15 protein-coding genes are annotated in these 17,075 nt (G+C 28.4%); 5 read left to right on the plus strand and 10 right to left on the minus strand.

What is annotated here, in order from left to right; translation table 11 throughout:
• Positions 1-2 precede the first annotated feature (2 nt).
• Positions 3-956 carry an AAA family ATPase gene (locus tag MKD41_RS02675; protein WP_240243908.1) on the plus strand — a complete coding sequence of 318 codons (954 nt, stop codon included), beginning with the start codon at positions 3-5 and terminating at the stop codon, positions 954-956.
• Positions 957-1,016: 60 nt separating this feature from the next.
• Here MKD41_RS02675 and rsmD read toward each other — a convergent pair whose 3' ends face one another.
• Genes rsmD through MKD41_RS02690 form a run of 3 tightly spaced genes read right to left on the minus strand, consistent with a single transcriptional unit; the run spans position 1,017 to position 3,119 of the window.
• Positions 1,017-1,577 carry a 16S rRNA (guanine(966)-N(2))-methyltransferase RsmD gene (gene rsmD / locus MKD41_RS02680; RefSeq protein ID WP_240243909.1) on the minus strand — a complete coding sequence of 187 codons (561 nt, stop codon included), beginning with the start codon at positions 1,575-1,577 and terminating at the stop codon, positions 1,017-1,019.
• A complete protein-coding gene (locus tag MKD41_RS02685) occupies positions 1,577-2,419 on the minus strand; it encodes a DUF3822 family protein (RefSeq protein ID WP_240243910.1) in 843 nt (280 codons plus the stop codon). Before MKD41_RS02685 ends, rsmD begins: the two co-directional genes overlap by 1 nt.
• Complete coding sequence (locus tag MKD41_RS02690; RefSeq protein WP_240243911.1) at positions 2,388-3,119, minus strand: hypothetical protein; 732 nt, start codon at positions 3,117-3,119, stop codon at positions 2,388-2,390. The genes MKD41_RS02685 and MKD41_RS02690 overlap by 32 nt, the downstream gene beginning before the upstream one ends.
• 103 nt (positions 3,120-3,222) lie before the next feature.
• Between MKD41_RS02690 and MKD41_RS02695 the strand changes: the two genes are divergently transcribed.
• Complete coding sequence (locus MKD41_RS02695) at positions 3,223-4,647, plus strand: ATP-dependent DNA helicase (RefSeq protein WP_240243912.1); 1,425 nt, start codon at positions 3,223-3,225, stop codon at positions 4,645-4,647.
• A gap of 2 nt (positions 4,648-4,649) precedes the next feature.
• Here the strand turns inward: MKD41_RS02695 and MKD41_RS02700 are convergent, their stop codons facing one another.
• From MKD41_RS02700 to MKD41_RS02710, 3 genes are all read right to left on the minus strand, one after another.
• A complete protein-coding gene (locus MKD41_RS02700; protein WP_240243913.1) occupies positions 4,650-6,197 on the minus strand; it encodes a PAS domain-containing sensor histidine kinase in 1,548 nt (515 codons plus the stop codon).
• The gene (locus MKD41_RS02705) at positions 6,191-7,297 is read right to left on the minus strand and encodes an FIST signal transduction protein (protein WP_240243914.1); all 1,107 of its coding nucleotides are present in this window, start codon (positions 7,295-7,297) and stop codon (positions 6,191-6,193) included. The genes MKD41_RS02700 and MKD41_RS02705 overlap by 7 nt, the downstream gene beginning before the upstream one ends.
• Before the next feature lie 114 nt (positions 7,298-7,411).
• The gene (locus MKD41_RS02710; RefSeq protein WP_240243915.1) at positions 7,412-7,732 is read right to left on the minus strand and encodes a YbaB/EbfC family nucleoid-associated protein; all 321 of its coding nucleotides are present in this window, start codon (positions 7,730-7,732) and stop codon (positions 7,412-7,414) included.
• Between the two features lie 69 nt (positions 7,733-7,801).
• Between MKD41_RS02710 and MKD41_RS02715 the strand changes: the two genes are divergently transcribed.
• From MKD41_RS02715 to MKD41_RS02725, 3 genes are all read left to right on the plus strand, one after another.
• Positions 7,802-9,862 carry a S9 family peptidase gene (locus MKD41_RS02715; RefSeq protein ID WP_240243916.1) on the plus strand — a complete coding sequence of 687 codons (2,061 nt, stop codon included), beginning with the start codon at positions 7,802-7,804 and terminating at the stop codon, positions 9,860-9,862.
• An 88-nt stretch (positions 9,863-9,950) separates the two neighbouring features.
• Positions 9,951-10,988 carry a PLP-dependent cysteine synthase family protein gene (locus MKD41_RS02720; RefSeq protein ID WP_240243917.1) on the plus strand — a complete coding sequence of 346 codons (1,038 nt, stop codon included), beginning with the start codon at positions 9,951-9,953 and terminating at the stop codon, positions 10,986-10,988.
• Between the two features lie 150 nt (positions 10,989-11,138).
• Entirely contained in the window at positions 11,139-12,383 is a 1,245-nt protein-coding gene (locus MKD41_RS02725) for an aminotransferase class I/II-fold pyridoxal phosphate-dependent enzyme (protein ID WP_240243918.1), read from the plus strand.
• Positions 12,384-12,725: 342 nt separating this feature from the next.
• Here the strand turns inward: MKD41_RS02725 and MKD41_RS02730 are convergent, their stop codons facing one another.
• The 4 genes from MKD41_RS02730 to MKD41_RS02745 are packed head-to-tail and all read right to left on the minus strand — an operon-like array spanning position 12,726 to position 17,017.
• Complete coding sequence (locus MKD41_RS02730) at positions 12,726-13,394, minus strand: 3'-5' exonuclease (protein ID WP_240243919.1); 669 nt, start codon at positions 13,392-13,394, stop codon at positions 12,726-12,728.
• Between the two features lie 12 nt (positions 13,395-13,406).
• Positions 13,407-15,314, minus strand: coding sequence for a DUF294 nucleotidyltransferase-like domain-containing protein (locus MKD41_RS02735; protein ID WP_240243920.1), 1,908 nt, complete (start codon positions 15,312-15,314; stop codon positions 13,407-13,409).
• Positions 15,315-15,319: 5 nt separating this feature from the next.
• Positions 15,320-15,871 carry an NUDIX hydrolase gene (locus tag MKD41_RS02740; RefSeq protein ID WP_240243921.1) on the minus strand — a complete coding sequence of 184 codons (552 nt, stop codon included), beginning with the start codon at positions 15,869-15,871 and terminating at the stop codon, positions 15,320-15,322.
• Between the two features lie 57 nt (positions 15,872-15,928).
• Entirely contained in the window at positions 15,929-17,017 is a 1,089-nt protein-coding gene (locus tag MKD41_RS02745) for a M42 family metallopeptidase (protein WP_240244993.1), read from the minus strand.
• Between the last annotated feature and the right edge of the window lie 58 nt (positions 17,018-17,075).

Below are 17,075 nucleotides of genomic sequence, written 5' to 3' on the forward strand. Positions count from 1 at the left end.
ATATGTCTGATGTTGATACGTTAAAACAATTAGTTGTAAAGTATAAAGCACTTAAAAAAGAAATTTCAAAAGTAATTATTGGGCAAGATGAAGCTATAGATCATATTTTATTATCTATTTTAAGTGGTGGACATTCTTTATTAATTGGTGTTCCAGGTTTGGCAAAAACACTAATTGTACACACTATTGCTCAAACTTTGGGTTTAGACTTTAAACGTATTCAATTTACACCAGATTTAATGCCTTCAGATATTTTAGGTAGCGAAATATTAGATGAAACAAGTCATTTTAAGTTTATAAAAGGACCTATTTTTAGCAATATAATATTGGCTGATGAAATAAATAGAACACCACCAAAAACACAAGCAGCTTTATTAGAAGCTATGCAAGAGCGTTCTGTTACCGTTGCAGGGCATCATTACACTTTAGCAAAACCATTTTTTGTATTGGCAACTCAAAATCCGATAGAGCAGGAGGGAACTTACCCTTTGCCAGAAGCGCAATTAGATAGGTTTATGTTTTCTATTCAATTGGATTATCCAACTTTTGAAGAAGAAGTTGATGTTGTTAAAGCCACTACTAATGATGAAAATCCGACTGTTAATTCTATTTTAACATCTAAAGAAATTGTAGATTTTCAACATTTGGTTAGAAGGATACCTGTTGCAGATAATGTTATAGAATATGCTGTAAAATTAGTATCTAAAACACGTCCAAATTCTTTAAATGCAACTGAATTGGTGAATAATTATATAGATTGGGGAGCTGGGCCAAGAGCTTCACAAAATTTAGTGTTAGGAGCAAAAGCACATGCTGCTGTTAACGGAAAGTTTTCTCCAGATATTGAAGATGTTCAGGCTGTGGCTTTTTCAATTTTAAGACACAGAATTGTACGAAATTACAAAGCTGAAGCCGAAGGAATTTCAGAAAAACAACTTATAGAATCGTTGTTTTAGTTATCTGTTTATAGTTAACAGTTACAGGTTTTAGTTATTAGATGCCAGATTACTAGTTAGCTACTCAACTACTTCAGTTTCATTAGAATTTTCAAAAAAGCTAAACATATTTCCACCATATTTTTTTTGATAGCTAATCTTAGCATGTGTATCTAATTTAGTGTGTTTAGAATGTTCAACAACAAGTAATCCGTTGTTGTTTAACAATTCATTTTCAAAAACTAAATTTACAATTTTCTCAAATTTATCTAATTCAAAATCGTATGGAGGATCTACAAAAATAACATCGAATTTTGAAGATGTTTTTTCTAAATATTTATACACATCACTTTTAATGGTTTGTATATCTGCTTCTAGTATTTTAGAGGTTTCATTAATAAATTTTATACAACCAAAATTAGCATCTATGGCTGTAATATTTGTTGTGCCTCTAGAAGCAAACTCATAACTTATATTTCCTGTTCCCGAAAATAAATCTAGTACAACTAAGTTATTAAAATAATATAAGTTGTTTAGAATGTTAAATAACGCTTCTTTTGCCATGTCAGTTGTTGGTCTAACAGGTAATTTTTTTGGCGCTTGTATGCGTTTACTTTTAAATTTTCCGGAAATTATTCGCATTAAAATTGATTTAGTACTGTAAAGTTTGTGTGTTTAGAGATACCATTAACGTGTGTTGCAGGTTTTTCTGATTTGTAGAAGCTAATATTTCTAATATATTGGTAAAGTAGTGTATATAATTCAGACTCTTTTTCAATATCTCCTAAAAGAATTAATTTAAACTCTTCTGGATTTAAATTAAGTTGTTCGGCTGTAAAAAGTATGTAATAAATAAAATCTTCTTTTGTTCTAAATGAGTGAAAATTATACAATTCTAATTTTTTATTTTTTAAGACTACAATCTCAAAGTTAAAATTAAAAACGTTTACAAAACAAAAATCGTCATCTAAGTTTTTATATTGATTTAAAAGGGTTTCTATTAAAATAGTAGATGAATGTTTAAAGGTAAATGCTCCGTAGCGATCGATTAAAAAATTATTAATATTTACAAAGGGAATGTATACATTAACTATTTCAGAATTGTCAATTTCATCAAAAGTAATATAATCGTTTTCAAGTACTTTAATGGTGTTTTGTAAGTAAAACTTTAAATTGTTTTTATCAAAAAAAGGTAAAGGAACTTGGGTAATTAAATTATTTAGATGTGATACGGTTACAGATTTATACTTAATTTGTAGTAATTCTTCTTGTGAAAATAGCTGTTTAACTAAATTTAAATGTTCGTATGGTGTTGGTGAGGTATTAGTAAATTCATATCTATGAAATACAGCAACACTAGTATTAGGTATATTATATACACAAAAAGAAAATCCATCCAAACTAAGTTGGATGGATAAATGGTTTTCTTCTAGATTTTTAAAATCTAAAGAACTATTCGTTAATTTGTTTATCTCCTTTATCATAAAATGGAGGCCAGTTTCCGTCTTCACTAACTTCTGTTAAAGAACCAACTCTTAAATATTCTCCTCTAATCTCTTCACCACCAATTGCTTCTTTTTCTTGTTTTACTAAGTTCATATCCATTCCTTTTAAGATAAGACCTTTATCTACTTTTATTTCAAAAACAGGGGCTTTTAAACCGGCTATTTTCTCAATAAAACCAACTTCAATTTTAAAATTTTGGTCAGTATCAGGAATTTTCATCATATTTTTATAATCAGTTCCAGCAAATTGAGTTTTAACATCTTCGTATCCAATTGTATCAACAACTCTTTCTTCAATTTCTTTAGTAATACCACCACCAACATTAATAGTTTTTGGTACGTTTCTAGTTTGTGTTAATGCAAATTTAGCTGTATCAATAAATTTAATAAGATCTTCTCCACTAGCAGTATAAGTACCTGTTACTTTTTTATGAGCAACTTCGGCATCACGTAAAACTTTTAATTTACTAATAACCTTGGCATACCTTTCTTTTTTCTCTTTATTAAACTTAATAGGTTTTCTAATCTCGAAGTTAATTTTATAAACTAAAAGTGCTGCAAGTGCAATTAGTATTATAGAAACTATCCAATGTAATTTTCTAGGAATAAAATTAACAATAGCATACGCTAAAAGCCCTGTAACCAAAATACCCGCTAGGATAATCAAAATTGTTGTCATTTGAATTTTCTTTTTTTATGTGTGTACGCAAATCTACAAATTTTTTTTAATGAGAAAAACTTTTTGGTAAAATCAATTTGTATATTTGAATTTTATTTTCAATATGATTAAAACACCATCAGATTTTTATCAAAAATTAATTCAAAAGTTCCCTTTTGAACCTACAAATTCACAAAATATATTATTAGAAGATTTGTCTAATTTTGTTTTTGATACAAATAAACAGGCTATGTTTCTTATTAAGGGGTATGCTGGTACTGGAAAAACAACAACAATTAGTACAGTAGTTAATAATTTATGGGAAATTGGAAAAAAAGTTGTTTTGTTAGCTCCTACAGGTAGAGCTGCAAAAGTTATTTCTGGATATTCGAAGCGACAAGCATTTACAATTCATAAAAAAATTTATTTTCCAAAAAAAAATAAAGGTGGTGGTATAGATTTTACCTTGCAAACAAATAAACACACAAATACTATTTTTATTATTGATGAAGCTTCAATGATTCCAGATAGCCCTACAAATGGAAAATTATTTGAAAAAGGTTCTTTATTAGACGATTTAATATCTTATGTATATTCTGGTGTGCAATGTAAAATTATTTTTATTGGAGATACCGCGCAATTACCACCCGTTAAGTTAAATATAAGTCCGGCGTTAGATGCGCAAAAGTTGGCACTTAATTATGATAAAGAAGTAAATGAAGTTGAACTAAATGAAGTGATGCGTCAACATAGCGATTCTGGAATTTTAATTAATGCCACAGAATTACGCTTAATAATTGCTAATAATGCGTTTGAAACATTTCAATTTAAATTAGGCTTTCCAGATTTAATTAGATTGGTAGACGGTTATGATATTGAAGATGCTATAAATACGGCTTACGATAATATTGGGGTAGAAGATACTGCTTTTATTGTACGTTCTAATAAACGAGCAAATCAGTACAATCAACAAATTAGAAGTAAAATTAGAGGACAAGAAAATGAAATTTCTACAGGAGATTTTATAATGGTTGTAAAAAATAATTATTTCTGGTTAAAAGAAACTAGTGAGGCTGGTTTTATTGCAAATGGTGATATCTGTGAAATTCTTCAAATATTTAATATTAAAGAATTATATGGCTTTAGATTTGCTGAAGTACAAGTTAGAATGATTGATTATCCTAATCAGAAACCATTTGAAACTGTATTGCTTTTAGATACTTTAACTTCTGAAACTCCTTCTTTACCCTATGAAGATTCTAATAGGTTGTATCACGAAGTAGGTAAAGATTTTGCACACGAAACTAAATACAAACAATTATTAGCTATTAAAAAGAGTAAATATTTTAATGCGTTGCAAGTTAAATTTTCTTATGCAGTAACCTGTCATAAATCTCAAGGTGGGCAATGGAAAAATGTTTTTATTGAACAACCTTATTTACCAGAAGGGCAAAGTATAGAGTATTTAAGATGGTTGTATACAGCCGTAACTAGGGCGCAAGAAAAAGTTTATTTAATAGGTTTTGAAGAAGCTTTTTTTATTGATTAAATTTATTTGTGGTACGGAAGCGTAAAGTAAAATGTGGCACCTTTATTTTTAGCACTTTCAACCCAAATTTTACCGCCTAACATTTCTGTAAAAGATTTACTTATAGAAAGCCCTAAGCCAGCGCCTTGTATTGCGTTAATATCTTCAATATCAGCTTGTATAAAACGTTCGAAAATTGCTTTTTGTCTATTTAAAGGAATACCAATACCTGTATCTTTAACATAAAATTCTATAAAATTACGTTCTTTTATAGCATATCCAACTTCAATAGATCCTTGATTGGTGTATTTAATAGAGTTTTTTATAAGATTGGTAAGAATGGCATAAAATTTTTCAAAATCAGTTCTAATTATGGCATGAGAATCGTTTAATTTTTTGTTTAAAATAAATTGAAGTCCTTTATTTGTAGCCTCAAGGTTAAAAAAGTTGAAAAGGTTGTCTAGTTGTTCGTTAATGCTTACTTCGGTGTATTTTATAGACATTAAACTTGCTTCAATTTTTGAAACATCAATAAGATTGTTAATTAGGTTAAGCATTCTATCACCACTTTTTTCAATAATACTTATGTATTTATCTTTTTTTTCACTTGGTAATTGTGGTGTTTTTAACAATTCAGTAAAACCAAGAATACCATTCATAGGAGTTCTTATTTCATGACTAATATTTGCTAGAAAAGCAGTTTTTAAGCGTTCACTTTTCTCGGCTTCTTCCTTTGCTTTTATTAAATCTTGCTCTGTTTGTTTGAGTTGTGTAATATCAAAAGCAGAAACTATTATTGCGTCTAGTCCTAACCATTTTATACGGCTTATATCAATGCTAATCCATTTTTCGGTTTTATCCTTTTTTATAATTTTAATTTCAGAATTAAGAGCTTTTTCTTCTTCTAATTCATCGATATTTAAATCTATATAGTACGATTTAAAATTAGGGTGTACTAAATTAGAAATATCTAAGTTAACTAATTCAATAAAGCTATACCCTGTAAAGATTTCTGCAGAATTGTTAGCGTATATTACACGTTTATTATGATAAATAAGTATGCTGGCAGCTGTTGTTTTTAAGAGGGTACGTAAGCATTGTTCGCTGGCAATTAAAGATTCTTCAATTATTTTTTGTTGTTGTTTTTTTATTGCTTGCGATAATTTTATTCCTAAATTATTTACTATTGGCTGTAATTCGTTTTTTAAATTAATATTAAAATGTTTTTTTCTACCTAATATTAAAATTCCATAGTTTATTAAATTGTAGGCATAGTAAATAGAATTATTAAGTTCTAATTGTAAACAAGGGTTAAAATTACTTGATGCTTTGTTTACAAAAAATGATTTAACTTTTTTCCATTCTTCAGATTTTTTAAAAACATATGGTATAATTAAAGTTTCTTTAAAGTGAGAAATATCTTCTTTTTTTAAAACACTTGCTGAAAAACAATTTAATTTTCTAAGGTAAATTGGAATGCTTTTATTTAAAATTGTTTGTTCATCACTATCAATTGACGAACTAAAAACAAGTTCTAATAACATTTCTGATTGTAAATCGTATTTTACCATATTGCAATTACAATAGTTTTATTGAATATTTCTAATACAGATTCTCCAGAATTAGCAATTTCTCCAATACTTAATATTCCCGAAGTTAAGGCTTTTTGTTCAACAGCATTAAGTTCAAGGTCAAAATTATCTTCCATATAAAGTGATCTAGAAATACAATCTAAACAAAAAATAGTTTTAATTTCTTTCTTATTACTGTTTAAGAAGGCTTTTTCTGTTGCACTTATTGCACTATTAATTAAAGATTCTGTATTTCCATTCAATACTTCAATATATTCTCCTTCGTTCACTTTATCAATTAAATAAAGTTTATTATCTAATGTTTTATAAGGATCTCTAACAACTTTTTCTGCATCAATTTTTGAAATACCTAAAGGGTAAGACTTTGCTATTTCGAAAAAATTAGTGGTGTTAAATATTTTATTTGAATGTAATTCAACAATTTCTTTATAAATTTCAAATGCAGGTTTCCAATTGATATCAATTATTTCATTTTTATTGGTTTTAGTTACTTTTAAAGGCGTTGAAATTGATCTCCAGCCGTGTGTTGCGCCTATTGCTATTTTAGTCTTAGACCATCCAATTATAGCGGCATTTTTATGCAAACCTTTGTTGCTTATAATGCAAGGAAAAGAGTTAAAGTTTAAAGAACCTGCTCCGCCTCCAATGTATGTTGGGTTTACACCAAAAAAGTTAAATAAGGTTTCTATAAAATTACTTTTATTTTCACTTAAAGCGTCATAAAATACAAATAAAGAGCTCGAGGTTGTTATTGAATTCTTTTGAGTTATTTCTAACTGATTTAAAATAGATTCTGATGAATCTGATAAGTTAATAATTTGTGTTTTTAATTCAAATTGTAGCGGAATTAATAAAACACCAGTTTTTTTCTTTTGTCCTTTAAAAATTAATTCTGGGAATATACCTCCAATAATAGGTTTTTTAATGTCTTTTAAAATAAGATCAATTTCAGATTCTGTATACCGTTGTTTATCTGCCATAAAAAATAAGACAGATTTTACATTAGTATCATTTTCAAATTTTGTTAAATGATATTTTAATGATGTAATATTTTTGGGATAGAAATATATATCATTCATATAGAGTTATAATTTTGAAAAGGATATGACACTAAAATAGACAGAGCCTTTAAAGTAAAAAACACTCTAATTTAGAGAAAATAAATTAGTAAAAAGAAAAAATAGTAAATTAGTTTATCTAAACATATCCATGCCGGGTATATTTGGCATTCCATCTTTGGCGGCTGCAGCTAGTTCAGCTTCGCTAATTGTTTGTGCTTTTTCCAGAGCTTTATTTAATGCTATTAAAACATAGTCTTCAATTTCTTCTTTATCAGTTAATTCTTCAGAAATTGAAATATTTTTAACTAACCTATTGGCAGTAACTGTAACTTTAACCTTACCATTTCCAGCTTCACCATCAATATAAATAGTATTTAATCTAACTTTAGTAGCTTCAATTTTTTCTTGAGCTTCTTTTAATTTTCCCATCATACCAGATAAATCTCCAAACATTTTATTCTAATTTTAACAAGTTACAAGTGCAAATATACTACTTTTGAGGCTTAGTAAAAAAAGAATAGAATGTCTAAAAATAAAATATTTGCTCCAATTGCAGATAAAATAGAGAAGCAATTAATTATTCATAATGATATTAGGATAGATAATTATTATTGGTTAAATGATAGAGAAAATCCAAAAGTAATAGATTATTTAAACGCTGAAAACCAGTATTACAACTTTAAAACTGCTCATACTAAACAGTTACAAAAAGATTTATTTGAAGAAATGAAATCTAGAATTAAGGAAGATGATGAGTCCGTTCCTTATAAAAAGAATAATTATTTCTACATTACACGTTTTAAAACTGGAAAACAATACCCAATTTATGCTCGAAAAAAAGCAATATTAGAAGCTGAAGAAGAAATAATGTTTGATGTAAATATTTTAGCTGAAGGTTATAATTATTACAAACTATCTGGTTTATCCATTAGCCCAAATAATAAATATGCTGCTTTTGGCGTAGATACTGTAGGCAGAAGAGAATATACCTTACAGTTTAAAAACCTAGAAACAGGAGAAATTTTTCCTGAAAAAATTGAAAACACAACAGGAGGTGGAACATGGTCTACAGATAATAAAACGGTTTTTTATACACAAAAAAATCCTACTACTTTAAGAAGCGAAAAAATATTTCGCCATATTTTAGGAACCGACCCAGCTTTAGATGTTGAAGTTTTTTATGAAGAAGATGAAACATTTAACACCTATGTTAGTAGATCAAAATCAGATAAATTTATAATAATTGGAAGTTATAGTACAGTATCTACAGAATATAGAATTTTAGAAGCCGATAATCCAACGGGTGATTTTAGAATATTTCAAAAGCGTGAACGAGATTTAGAATACAATATAGCACATTATGGTACTAGTTTTTATGTATTAACAAATAAAGATAATGCAAGCAACTTTAAGTTGATGAAAACTTCTGTTAATAAAACATTAAAAGAAAATTGGGTAGATGTTGTTCCGCATAGAACCGATGTTTTGTTAGAAGATATCTCAATTTTTAAAGAATTTTTAGTTTTAGAAGAACGCAGTAACGGGCTTAATAAAATTAGAATTATACGATGGGATGATTCAGAAGATTTTTATCTTCCTTTTAATGAAGAAACCTATTCGGCAGGGGTTTATTACAATCCAGAATTTGATACAAATACAATTCGTTACGGATACAACTCTATGACTACACCAAGTTCTGTAATAGATTTTAATGTAGATACTAAAACGAATGATGTAAAAAAAGAACAAGAAGTTTTAGGAGGTAAATTTAACAAACAAAATTATAAAAGCGAGCGTTTATGGGCTACAGCTAAAGATGGAACAAAAGTAGCAATATCTTTAGTGTACCGTAAAAACACCAAAATTTCTAAAGATACACCACTTTTATTGTACGGTTATGGCTCTTACGGACATACAATTGATGCGGGGTTTAGCTCAACGCGATTAAGTTTATTAGACAGGGGCTTTGTTTTTGCAATAGCACATGTTAGAGGTAGCGAATACTTAGGCCGTAATTGGTACGAAAATGGTAAATTATTAAATAAATTAAATACTTTTCACGATTTTATAGATTGTGCAAAATTTTTAATTGAAAAAAATTACACTTCATCTAAGCATTTATATGCAAGTGGAGGATCTGCAGGAGGCTTATTAATAGGGGCTGTAATAAATATAAAACCAGAGTTGTTTAAAGGTGTAGTTGCTTCAGTACCTTTTGTAGATGTGTTAACAACTATGTTAGACGATACTATTCCGTTAACAACTGGAGAATATGATGAATGGGGAAATCCAAATGAAAAGAAATTTTACGATTATATGAAGTTATATTCACCTTATGATAACGTTAAAAGTCAAAATTATCCAAATATTTTGGTTACTACAGGGCTACATGACTCTCAAGTACAATATTTTGAACCTGCAAAATGGGTGGCAAAACTTAGAGAATTAAAAACAGGTAGTAATATTTTAATTTTACATACCGATATGGAATCCGGGCACGGAGGGGCTTCTGGAAGGTTTGACGCTTTAAAAGAGATTGCAAGAGACTACAGTTTTATTATTGATCTTGAAGATACAGAATAATAAAAAAAAAATATTAAATTTGCATATTGTAGATAATTAATCAAAACATTAAATATTAAGTTTTGATATTTTAATTAAACTATTAAAGATGACACAAAATAAAGGTATAATTAACAATATTTTAGAGCTTATAGGCGATACTCCCTTAATTAGACTTAATACAATAACAAAAGATCTTCCCGGTAATTATTACGCAAAATACGAAGGATTTAATCCAGGGCACTCAATGAAAGATAGGATTGCTCTACATATAATAGAAGAAGCTGAAAAGCAAGGATTATTAAAAGAAGGTAGTACAGTAATAGAAACTACCTCGGGTAATACTGGTTTTAGTATGGCTATGGTAAGCATTATTAAAGGTTATAAATGTATTTTGGCAGTTTCATCAAAAGCAGCACCTGGTAAAATTAATATGCTAAAAGCAATGGGAGCAAAAGTTTATGTTTGCCCTGCACATGTAAAAGCAGATGATCCAAGATCTTATTATGAAGTAGCTAAAAGATTACATGCAGAAACAGCAAATTCAGTATATATCAATCAATATTTTAATTATTTAAACACAGAAGCTCACTATAACTCTACAGGTCCAGAAATTTGGCAACAAACAAACGGTGAAATAACTCATTTAGTGGCAGCAAGTGGTACTGGAGGAACAATTTCTGGTACTTCAAAATATTTAAAAGAACAAAATCCGGCAATTAAAACTCTTGGAGTAGATGCTTTTGGTTCAATTTTAAAGAAATTTCATGAAACAAGAGAGTTTGATAAAAACGAAATTTATCCTTATAGAATAGAAGGTTTAGGAAAAAATTTAATTCCAACAGCAACAGATTTTGATGTTATTGATGTTTTTGAAAAAGTAACTGATGAAGCAGCTGCACATAGAGCTAGAGAATTAGCTATAACCGAAGGTTTATTTACAGGATATACAAGTGGAGCCATAGTTCAAGCTACTAAACAATATGCTGAAAAAGGGATGTTTGATGAGAATTCTAAAGTAGTTTTAATATTACCAGATCACGGATCTCGTTATATGGAAAAGATATATAGTGATAACTGGATGGTAGAGCAAGGCTTTTTTGATTCTCAAAAACATGCACACCAAGAAGTAGAATATATTAAGTAAAAAAATCTATAAACTAAAAAAGAGGCTGAAAAATTTACTTTTAAGCCTCTTTTTTTGTAATATTAACATTTGAATAGCTTAAAAAAAATACCGTAATTTGTACCCAATAAAATGTAAATTTAATGTTACATTTTTTCCAAAATAATATATATGAAAGATTTATTTGAAAGAATAGTTAAAGATAAAGGTCCATTAGGAAAATGGGCAAAACAAGCAGAAGGCTATTATGTATTCCCTAAATTAGAAGGAGAAATTTCTAATAGGATGAAATTTAACGGAAAAGAAGTAATCACTTGGAGTATTAATGATTATTTAGGCTTATCAAATCATCCAGATGTTAGAAAAGCAGATGCAGATGCAGCAGCAGAATATGGAATGGCATACCCAATGGGTGCAAGAATGATGTCTGGACATACAAAATACCACGAACAACTAGAAAGAGAATGTGCCGAATTTGTTGAGAAAGAGGCTGCTTATTTAGTGAATTTTGGTTATCAAGGAATGTTGTCAGCTATTGATGCACTTGTAACTAAACATGATGTTATTGTGTATGATGTAGATGCACACGCTTGTATAATTGATGGTGTAAGATTACATCACGGTAAACGTTATACTTATAAACATAATGATATTGAAAGTTTAGAAAAAAACTTACAAAGAGCTACTAAAATTGCTGAAGAAAACAATGGTGGAATTTTAGTAATTTCTGAAGGTGTTTTTGGAATGAGAGGGGAGCAGGGTAAATTAAAAGAAATTGTAGAACTTAAAGAAAAATACAATTTTAGATTACTTGTAGATGATGCTCACGGATTTGGAACATTAGGTAAAGATGGTAAAGGTACTGGTGTAGAACAAGGAGTACAAGACGATATTGATGTTTATTTTGCAACTTTTGCAAAATCTATGGCTGGTATTGGAGCATTTTTTGCTGCGGATAAAGATATTATTCAATATTTACAATACAATATGCGTTCTCAAATGTTTGCAAAATCGTTGCCAATGCCAATGGTAAAAGGTGCTTTAAAACGTTTGGATATGTTACGTACAATGCCTGAGTTAAAACAAAAACTTTGGCAAAATGTAAATGCTCTTCAAAATGGATTAAAAGAAAACGGATTTAATATTGGAAGAACAAATACTTGTGTAACTCCTGTATTTTTAGAAGGTGATATTCCAGAAGCAATGGCTATGGTAAATGATTTAAGAGAAAATTATGGAATATTTTGTTCAATTGTAGTGTATCCTGTAATACCAAAAGGATTAATTATTCTTAGATTAATACCAACAGCGACACATACTCAAGAAGATGTTGATATCACTATTAAATCATTCTCAGCTATACGTGAAAAACTTGAAAAAGGAATTTACAAACGTATTGCAGCTTCAATGGTATAATAATTAAAGCTAAATAAAATTTTTAAAAAGTCTCAAAATTATAATTTTGAGACTTTTTTTATAAAAAATATTTACTAGTTTTAGAACTTAGCTACTCGTTGTGCTTTATGATGAAATTACGTAAATTTGAGTCAGTTTTAAGCTTTTTTGGTTTCAAATTAGTATCAAGAATCGTAATTTTAACAGTAAATAAAAGTTCTCGATACAATTTTTCTCCATTTCATTTTGAAAAACCACTAGAACAGACGTCTATTATATTTATAAATTTAAAATGCACAACGATTAACTAAGCTATTTTATTTTAGTCTTGAGTTTAAGGAATTCATATAAATTTATAAGTGACTAATGTTTTAAATAGTAATTTGTTCTAATTAATTCAGTTAAATTTAAAATATTATTCTTTTTGAATTTAGAAGTGAGTTTTAAAAACACCAAAGCTGTTAAAAGTGCATCTCCAGAAGCAGTATGTCTATCATGCATTGTTATATTGTAAATATTACAAAGTTCGTCTAAGCTAAAGAGTTTTTTAAATCTATTTTCTGTAGCAATTTTTTTATGAATATAATTAGTGTCTAATTGTTTAGATTGAATAGGTCCAATATGCAAACGTTTTAAAGCTTGATTTATCATAGTAATATCAAACTTTGTATGATGTGCAATAATAATGGCATCATCTAAATATTCTAAAAACTGAATTAGCGCTTCTTCTTCGCTTACTTTGCGTTCGGTACCATTTTTTCGGATGCCGTGAATTTTAATAGTTTCTTTATTAAAAATTGTTTGTTTTATATAAACTTCAAAAGAATCATTCACCTGAATTTTATTATTTATAATAGCTACAGCACCTATACAAAGTATTCTATCGTTATTATAATCAAATCCTGTAGTCTCAGTATCTAAAGCCACAAATCTTATAGATTCATAATTCGTGTATTTTTTAGAGTTTAATACTTTATCTATATGGTCTTTCCAGTATTGCGGATATTTTTTTCTTTTTAAAAAATTAAACATATTTTGTTGTATTTAAAGTATTTTAAAACGAAGTTTTAACGAATCTTGAATGTTTTTAATAGGTTTAAAGCAGCTTTTTAATTTTAATCTATCCGCTTTACTTAAGTTATTAATATCTACATACCTTCCAGTATCATTATTTGCTAAACCTTGAGAAGTTCTAAATTGTAATAATATTTTAAAAGCGTTTGCACAAGATTCAAATAAATCTGCATTTTGAGGTTCTACCTCCATAAGTTTTTCAAATCTTGCAATGGTATTATTTACTTGAAGACCGTGGTAGAGTGAAAATATTCTAGCAGCATCAGTTAGTGGTCTAATAGCTCTAGATTTTATATCAAAATTATCTTTATTTTCTCCATCTAGTTCAACTAAAAATTGTTTAAAAAATCCTAAAGGGGCAGGATTGTCTAAGGTAGCTTTACTTAAAAAACCTAAAAACAATTGATTTTTTTTAATATGTTTTAATACACTTTTAGCCATATTGTTATAGAGTTTTGCATCTCCATATACTAGTTCAAAGTCGTAAAAAATAATGCTCAGTAAAATTTTTTCTGGAATTGGATCTTTTATCCATTCTTTAAATTGTTGCTTCCATTCTTTAATAGACAAACACCATTTTGGATTACTTGCCATAATATTAGCTGGGCAGTAATCGAAACCTACACTGTTTAATTTCTCTGTTACTTTGGTAGCGAGTTCTAAAAAGTACGATTTTACAGTTTCATATTCCGAAGGTTCAACATTTTCAAATACCAAGGCATTATCTTGGTCAGTCATTAACAATTGTTCTTTTCTACCTTGACTTCCAACAGCAAACCAGGTATATGAAACAGGTGGTTGTTTGCCAATTTCTTTAATAGATAATTGTATTGCTCTTTTTGTAATAGCCGTATTAATTTCTGAAATAACTTTAGTAATAAAATAAATAGGTATTTCTTGTTTAATATAACCTTTGGTTAAATCGGATGTTTTAGATCTAATATATTTTAAAGTTTCCGCATCTTTAGCTTTTTTTATTTCTTTAATTAAAAATAGCGGGTTGTTGCCTTGTATTAAATTTAAATCTTGCTCAGATAAAATACCTACTAGTTCCGAAGAGTCTGTTCCATCTTTTGTGATACATAAATGAGAAACTTTATGTTTAAGCAATGCTATTTGTGCTTCTGCAACCGATATGTTTTCGGGAAAAGTTATTACTGGCTGTGTCATTACCATTTCGGCAGTGTCCGTAATTTTAAAACGTCCAGTTCCTATTTTTGTACGTATGTCTTTATCTGTAATAATTCCAATAGGTTTTTTATCTTCAGTTATAACAATTGAGTTTATAACGTTATTTGTCATTATTAAAGCAGCTTCTTTTACTGTAGTTGTTGTTGAACAAGTTAAAGGATTAAGCGTATATTTAATAGATTGTGTTTCAATAAAGCTATTTTCTACCTTTTTAATAGCTTCAATATTGGCAAATAATTTTCCTTTATGTTTTTCAGAAAAAGGATCTCTTGTGTTGGTGGCAAAACTTGCAATTAAAAACTGACTTACTTTTGGGTAACTTAAAATAATATCATTAAAAAGTTTAATAGGTATACCATATAATATGGTTTCTTCGTTTGCAGCTGCACCCATTAAATAATTTTCCTTCATTATAAGAGGTCTTAAACCAAATAAATCACCTTCATCACAAATATCTAATACATGTTTTTTATCTTCAGCAAACCTATAAAGTCTAACAGCTCCTTCATAAATAATATAAAAATGCTCGTGCGGACTGTCGTTTTGACTTAATATAATCTGATCTTTTTCAAAATATTGAATTTCTACTTTTTTAGCAATTTCTAATAATGTAGGTTTTGAAATTAAATTAAATGGCGGATAACCTTTTAAAAAATCGAGAATCCTTTCTGCAATGGTGTTTTTCATAATTGTTACTTAAAACTAAGTGTATTTTTTATGGCGTTAAAAACAAAATTATAGTAGTCTTTTCCGTGAGGAACAAAATTATTGTTTTTGGAGTTTACAGCCTCTATTAAAGATTGAAATGTTATAGATTTTATTTCTGAGACTTCTTCTGTTTGAATTTTTAAAGAATTTATATCAAAATTTATATTACATATATATATATGATGTAATTCATTATCTATTAAATCTTTTTTATGCTCAATTCTTTTTTTTGAAGTTCCTATATAATAAAGGTTATCGGGCTTTACAATTAAACCAATTTCTTCTTCAACTTCTCTTAGGGCAGAAACAATTGGTTTTTCTCCTGCAGAAATATGTCCAGCAACAGAAACGTCCCATAAATTTGGAAATGTCTCTTTGTTAGAAGCTCTTTTTTGAATAAGTACTTCTTTATTGTTATTAAAAATCCAAATATGAGCACTTGCATGAAAAAGTCCTTTTTTATGTGCTTCAGATTTTAAACAAGTTGTTCCGTTTGGTTTACCAGTATTATTTAATAAGTCAATATATTCGTCCATAATAAAAAAAACTGTCTAAAATTATGACATTTAATTTTAGACAGTTTAAATAATAAATTAGTTAAAATAACTGAATCCTTTTTTAGGATCAATTTTTAATAGTGATTCGTAGATTAATCGTATTACATTTTCCACATCATCTTTATGTACCATTTCCACAGTAGTATGCATATAGCGTAATGCTAAACTTATTAAGGCAGAAGGCACCCCACCATTACTATAAGCAAAAGCATCTGTATCTGTACCTGTTGCTCTAGAAGAAGCTAATCTTTGAAATGGAATTTTTTTAGATTCAGCGGTTTCAATTATAAGTTCTCTTAAATTATTTTGTACCGCCGGAGCATAACTAATAACAGGTCCATCACCAGATTTGGTTTCTCCTTCTTTCATTTTATTAATCATTGGAGTTGTGGTGTCGTGACAAACATCAGTAACAATAGCAACATTTGGTTTTATTGTTTGGGTTATCATTTCGGCACCTCGTAATCCAATCTCTTCTTGAACAGAATTTGTAATATACAAGCCAAAATCAAGTTTAATTTCATTTTCTTTTAATAAACGAGCAACTTCAGCAATCATAAATCCGCCCATTCTATTGTCTAAAGCTCTACAAACAAAGTTATTTTCGTTTAAAATAAAAAATTCATCTGGATATGTGATAACGCAACCAACATGAACACCAAGTTTTTCAACTTCTTCTTTTGTTTTACAGCCAACATCAATAAAAATATTGTCTAATTTAGGGGTTTCTTCCTTTCCGCCAATACGTGTATGTATTGCTGGCCATCCAAAAACACCTTTTACAACACCTTTTTTAGTATGAATATTTACAACTTTAGAAGGCGCAATTTGGTGATCGCTTCCTCCATTTCTAATAACATATATCAATCCTTCAGGTGTAATATAGTTAACATACCAAGAAATTTCATCTGCATGTCCTTCTATAACAACCTTAAATTTAGCATCAGGATTTATTACACCAACCGCAGTGCCATAGTTATCTGTTATAAAGGTATCCACATACGGTTTTAAATAATCCATCCAAATTTTTTGACCTTCACTTTCATATCCAGTAGGAGACGCATTATTTAAATATTTTTCTAAAAAGTCAATAGATTCTTTTTTTATAATATTATTACTCATAATTAATTTTAATTTAAAAAAACGAAGATACTAAATAGTTATTTATACAAATAATTAAAAC

Source organism: Lutibacter sp. A64, from assembly GCF_022429565.1.
In the GTDB taxonomy this organism is placed as follows: domain Bacteria; phylum Bacteroidota; class Bacteroidia; order Flavobacteriales; family Flavobacteriaceae; genus Lutibacter.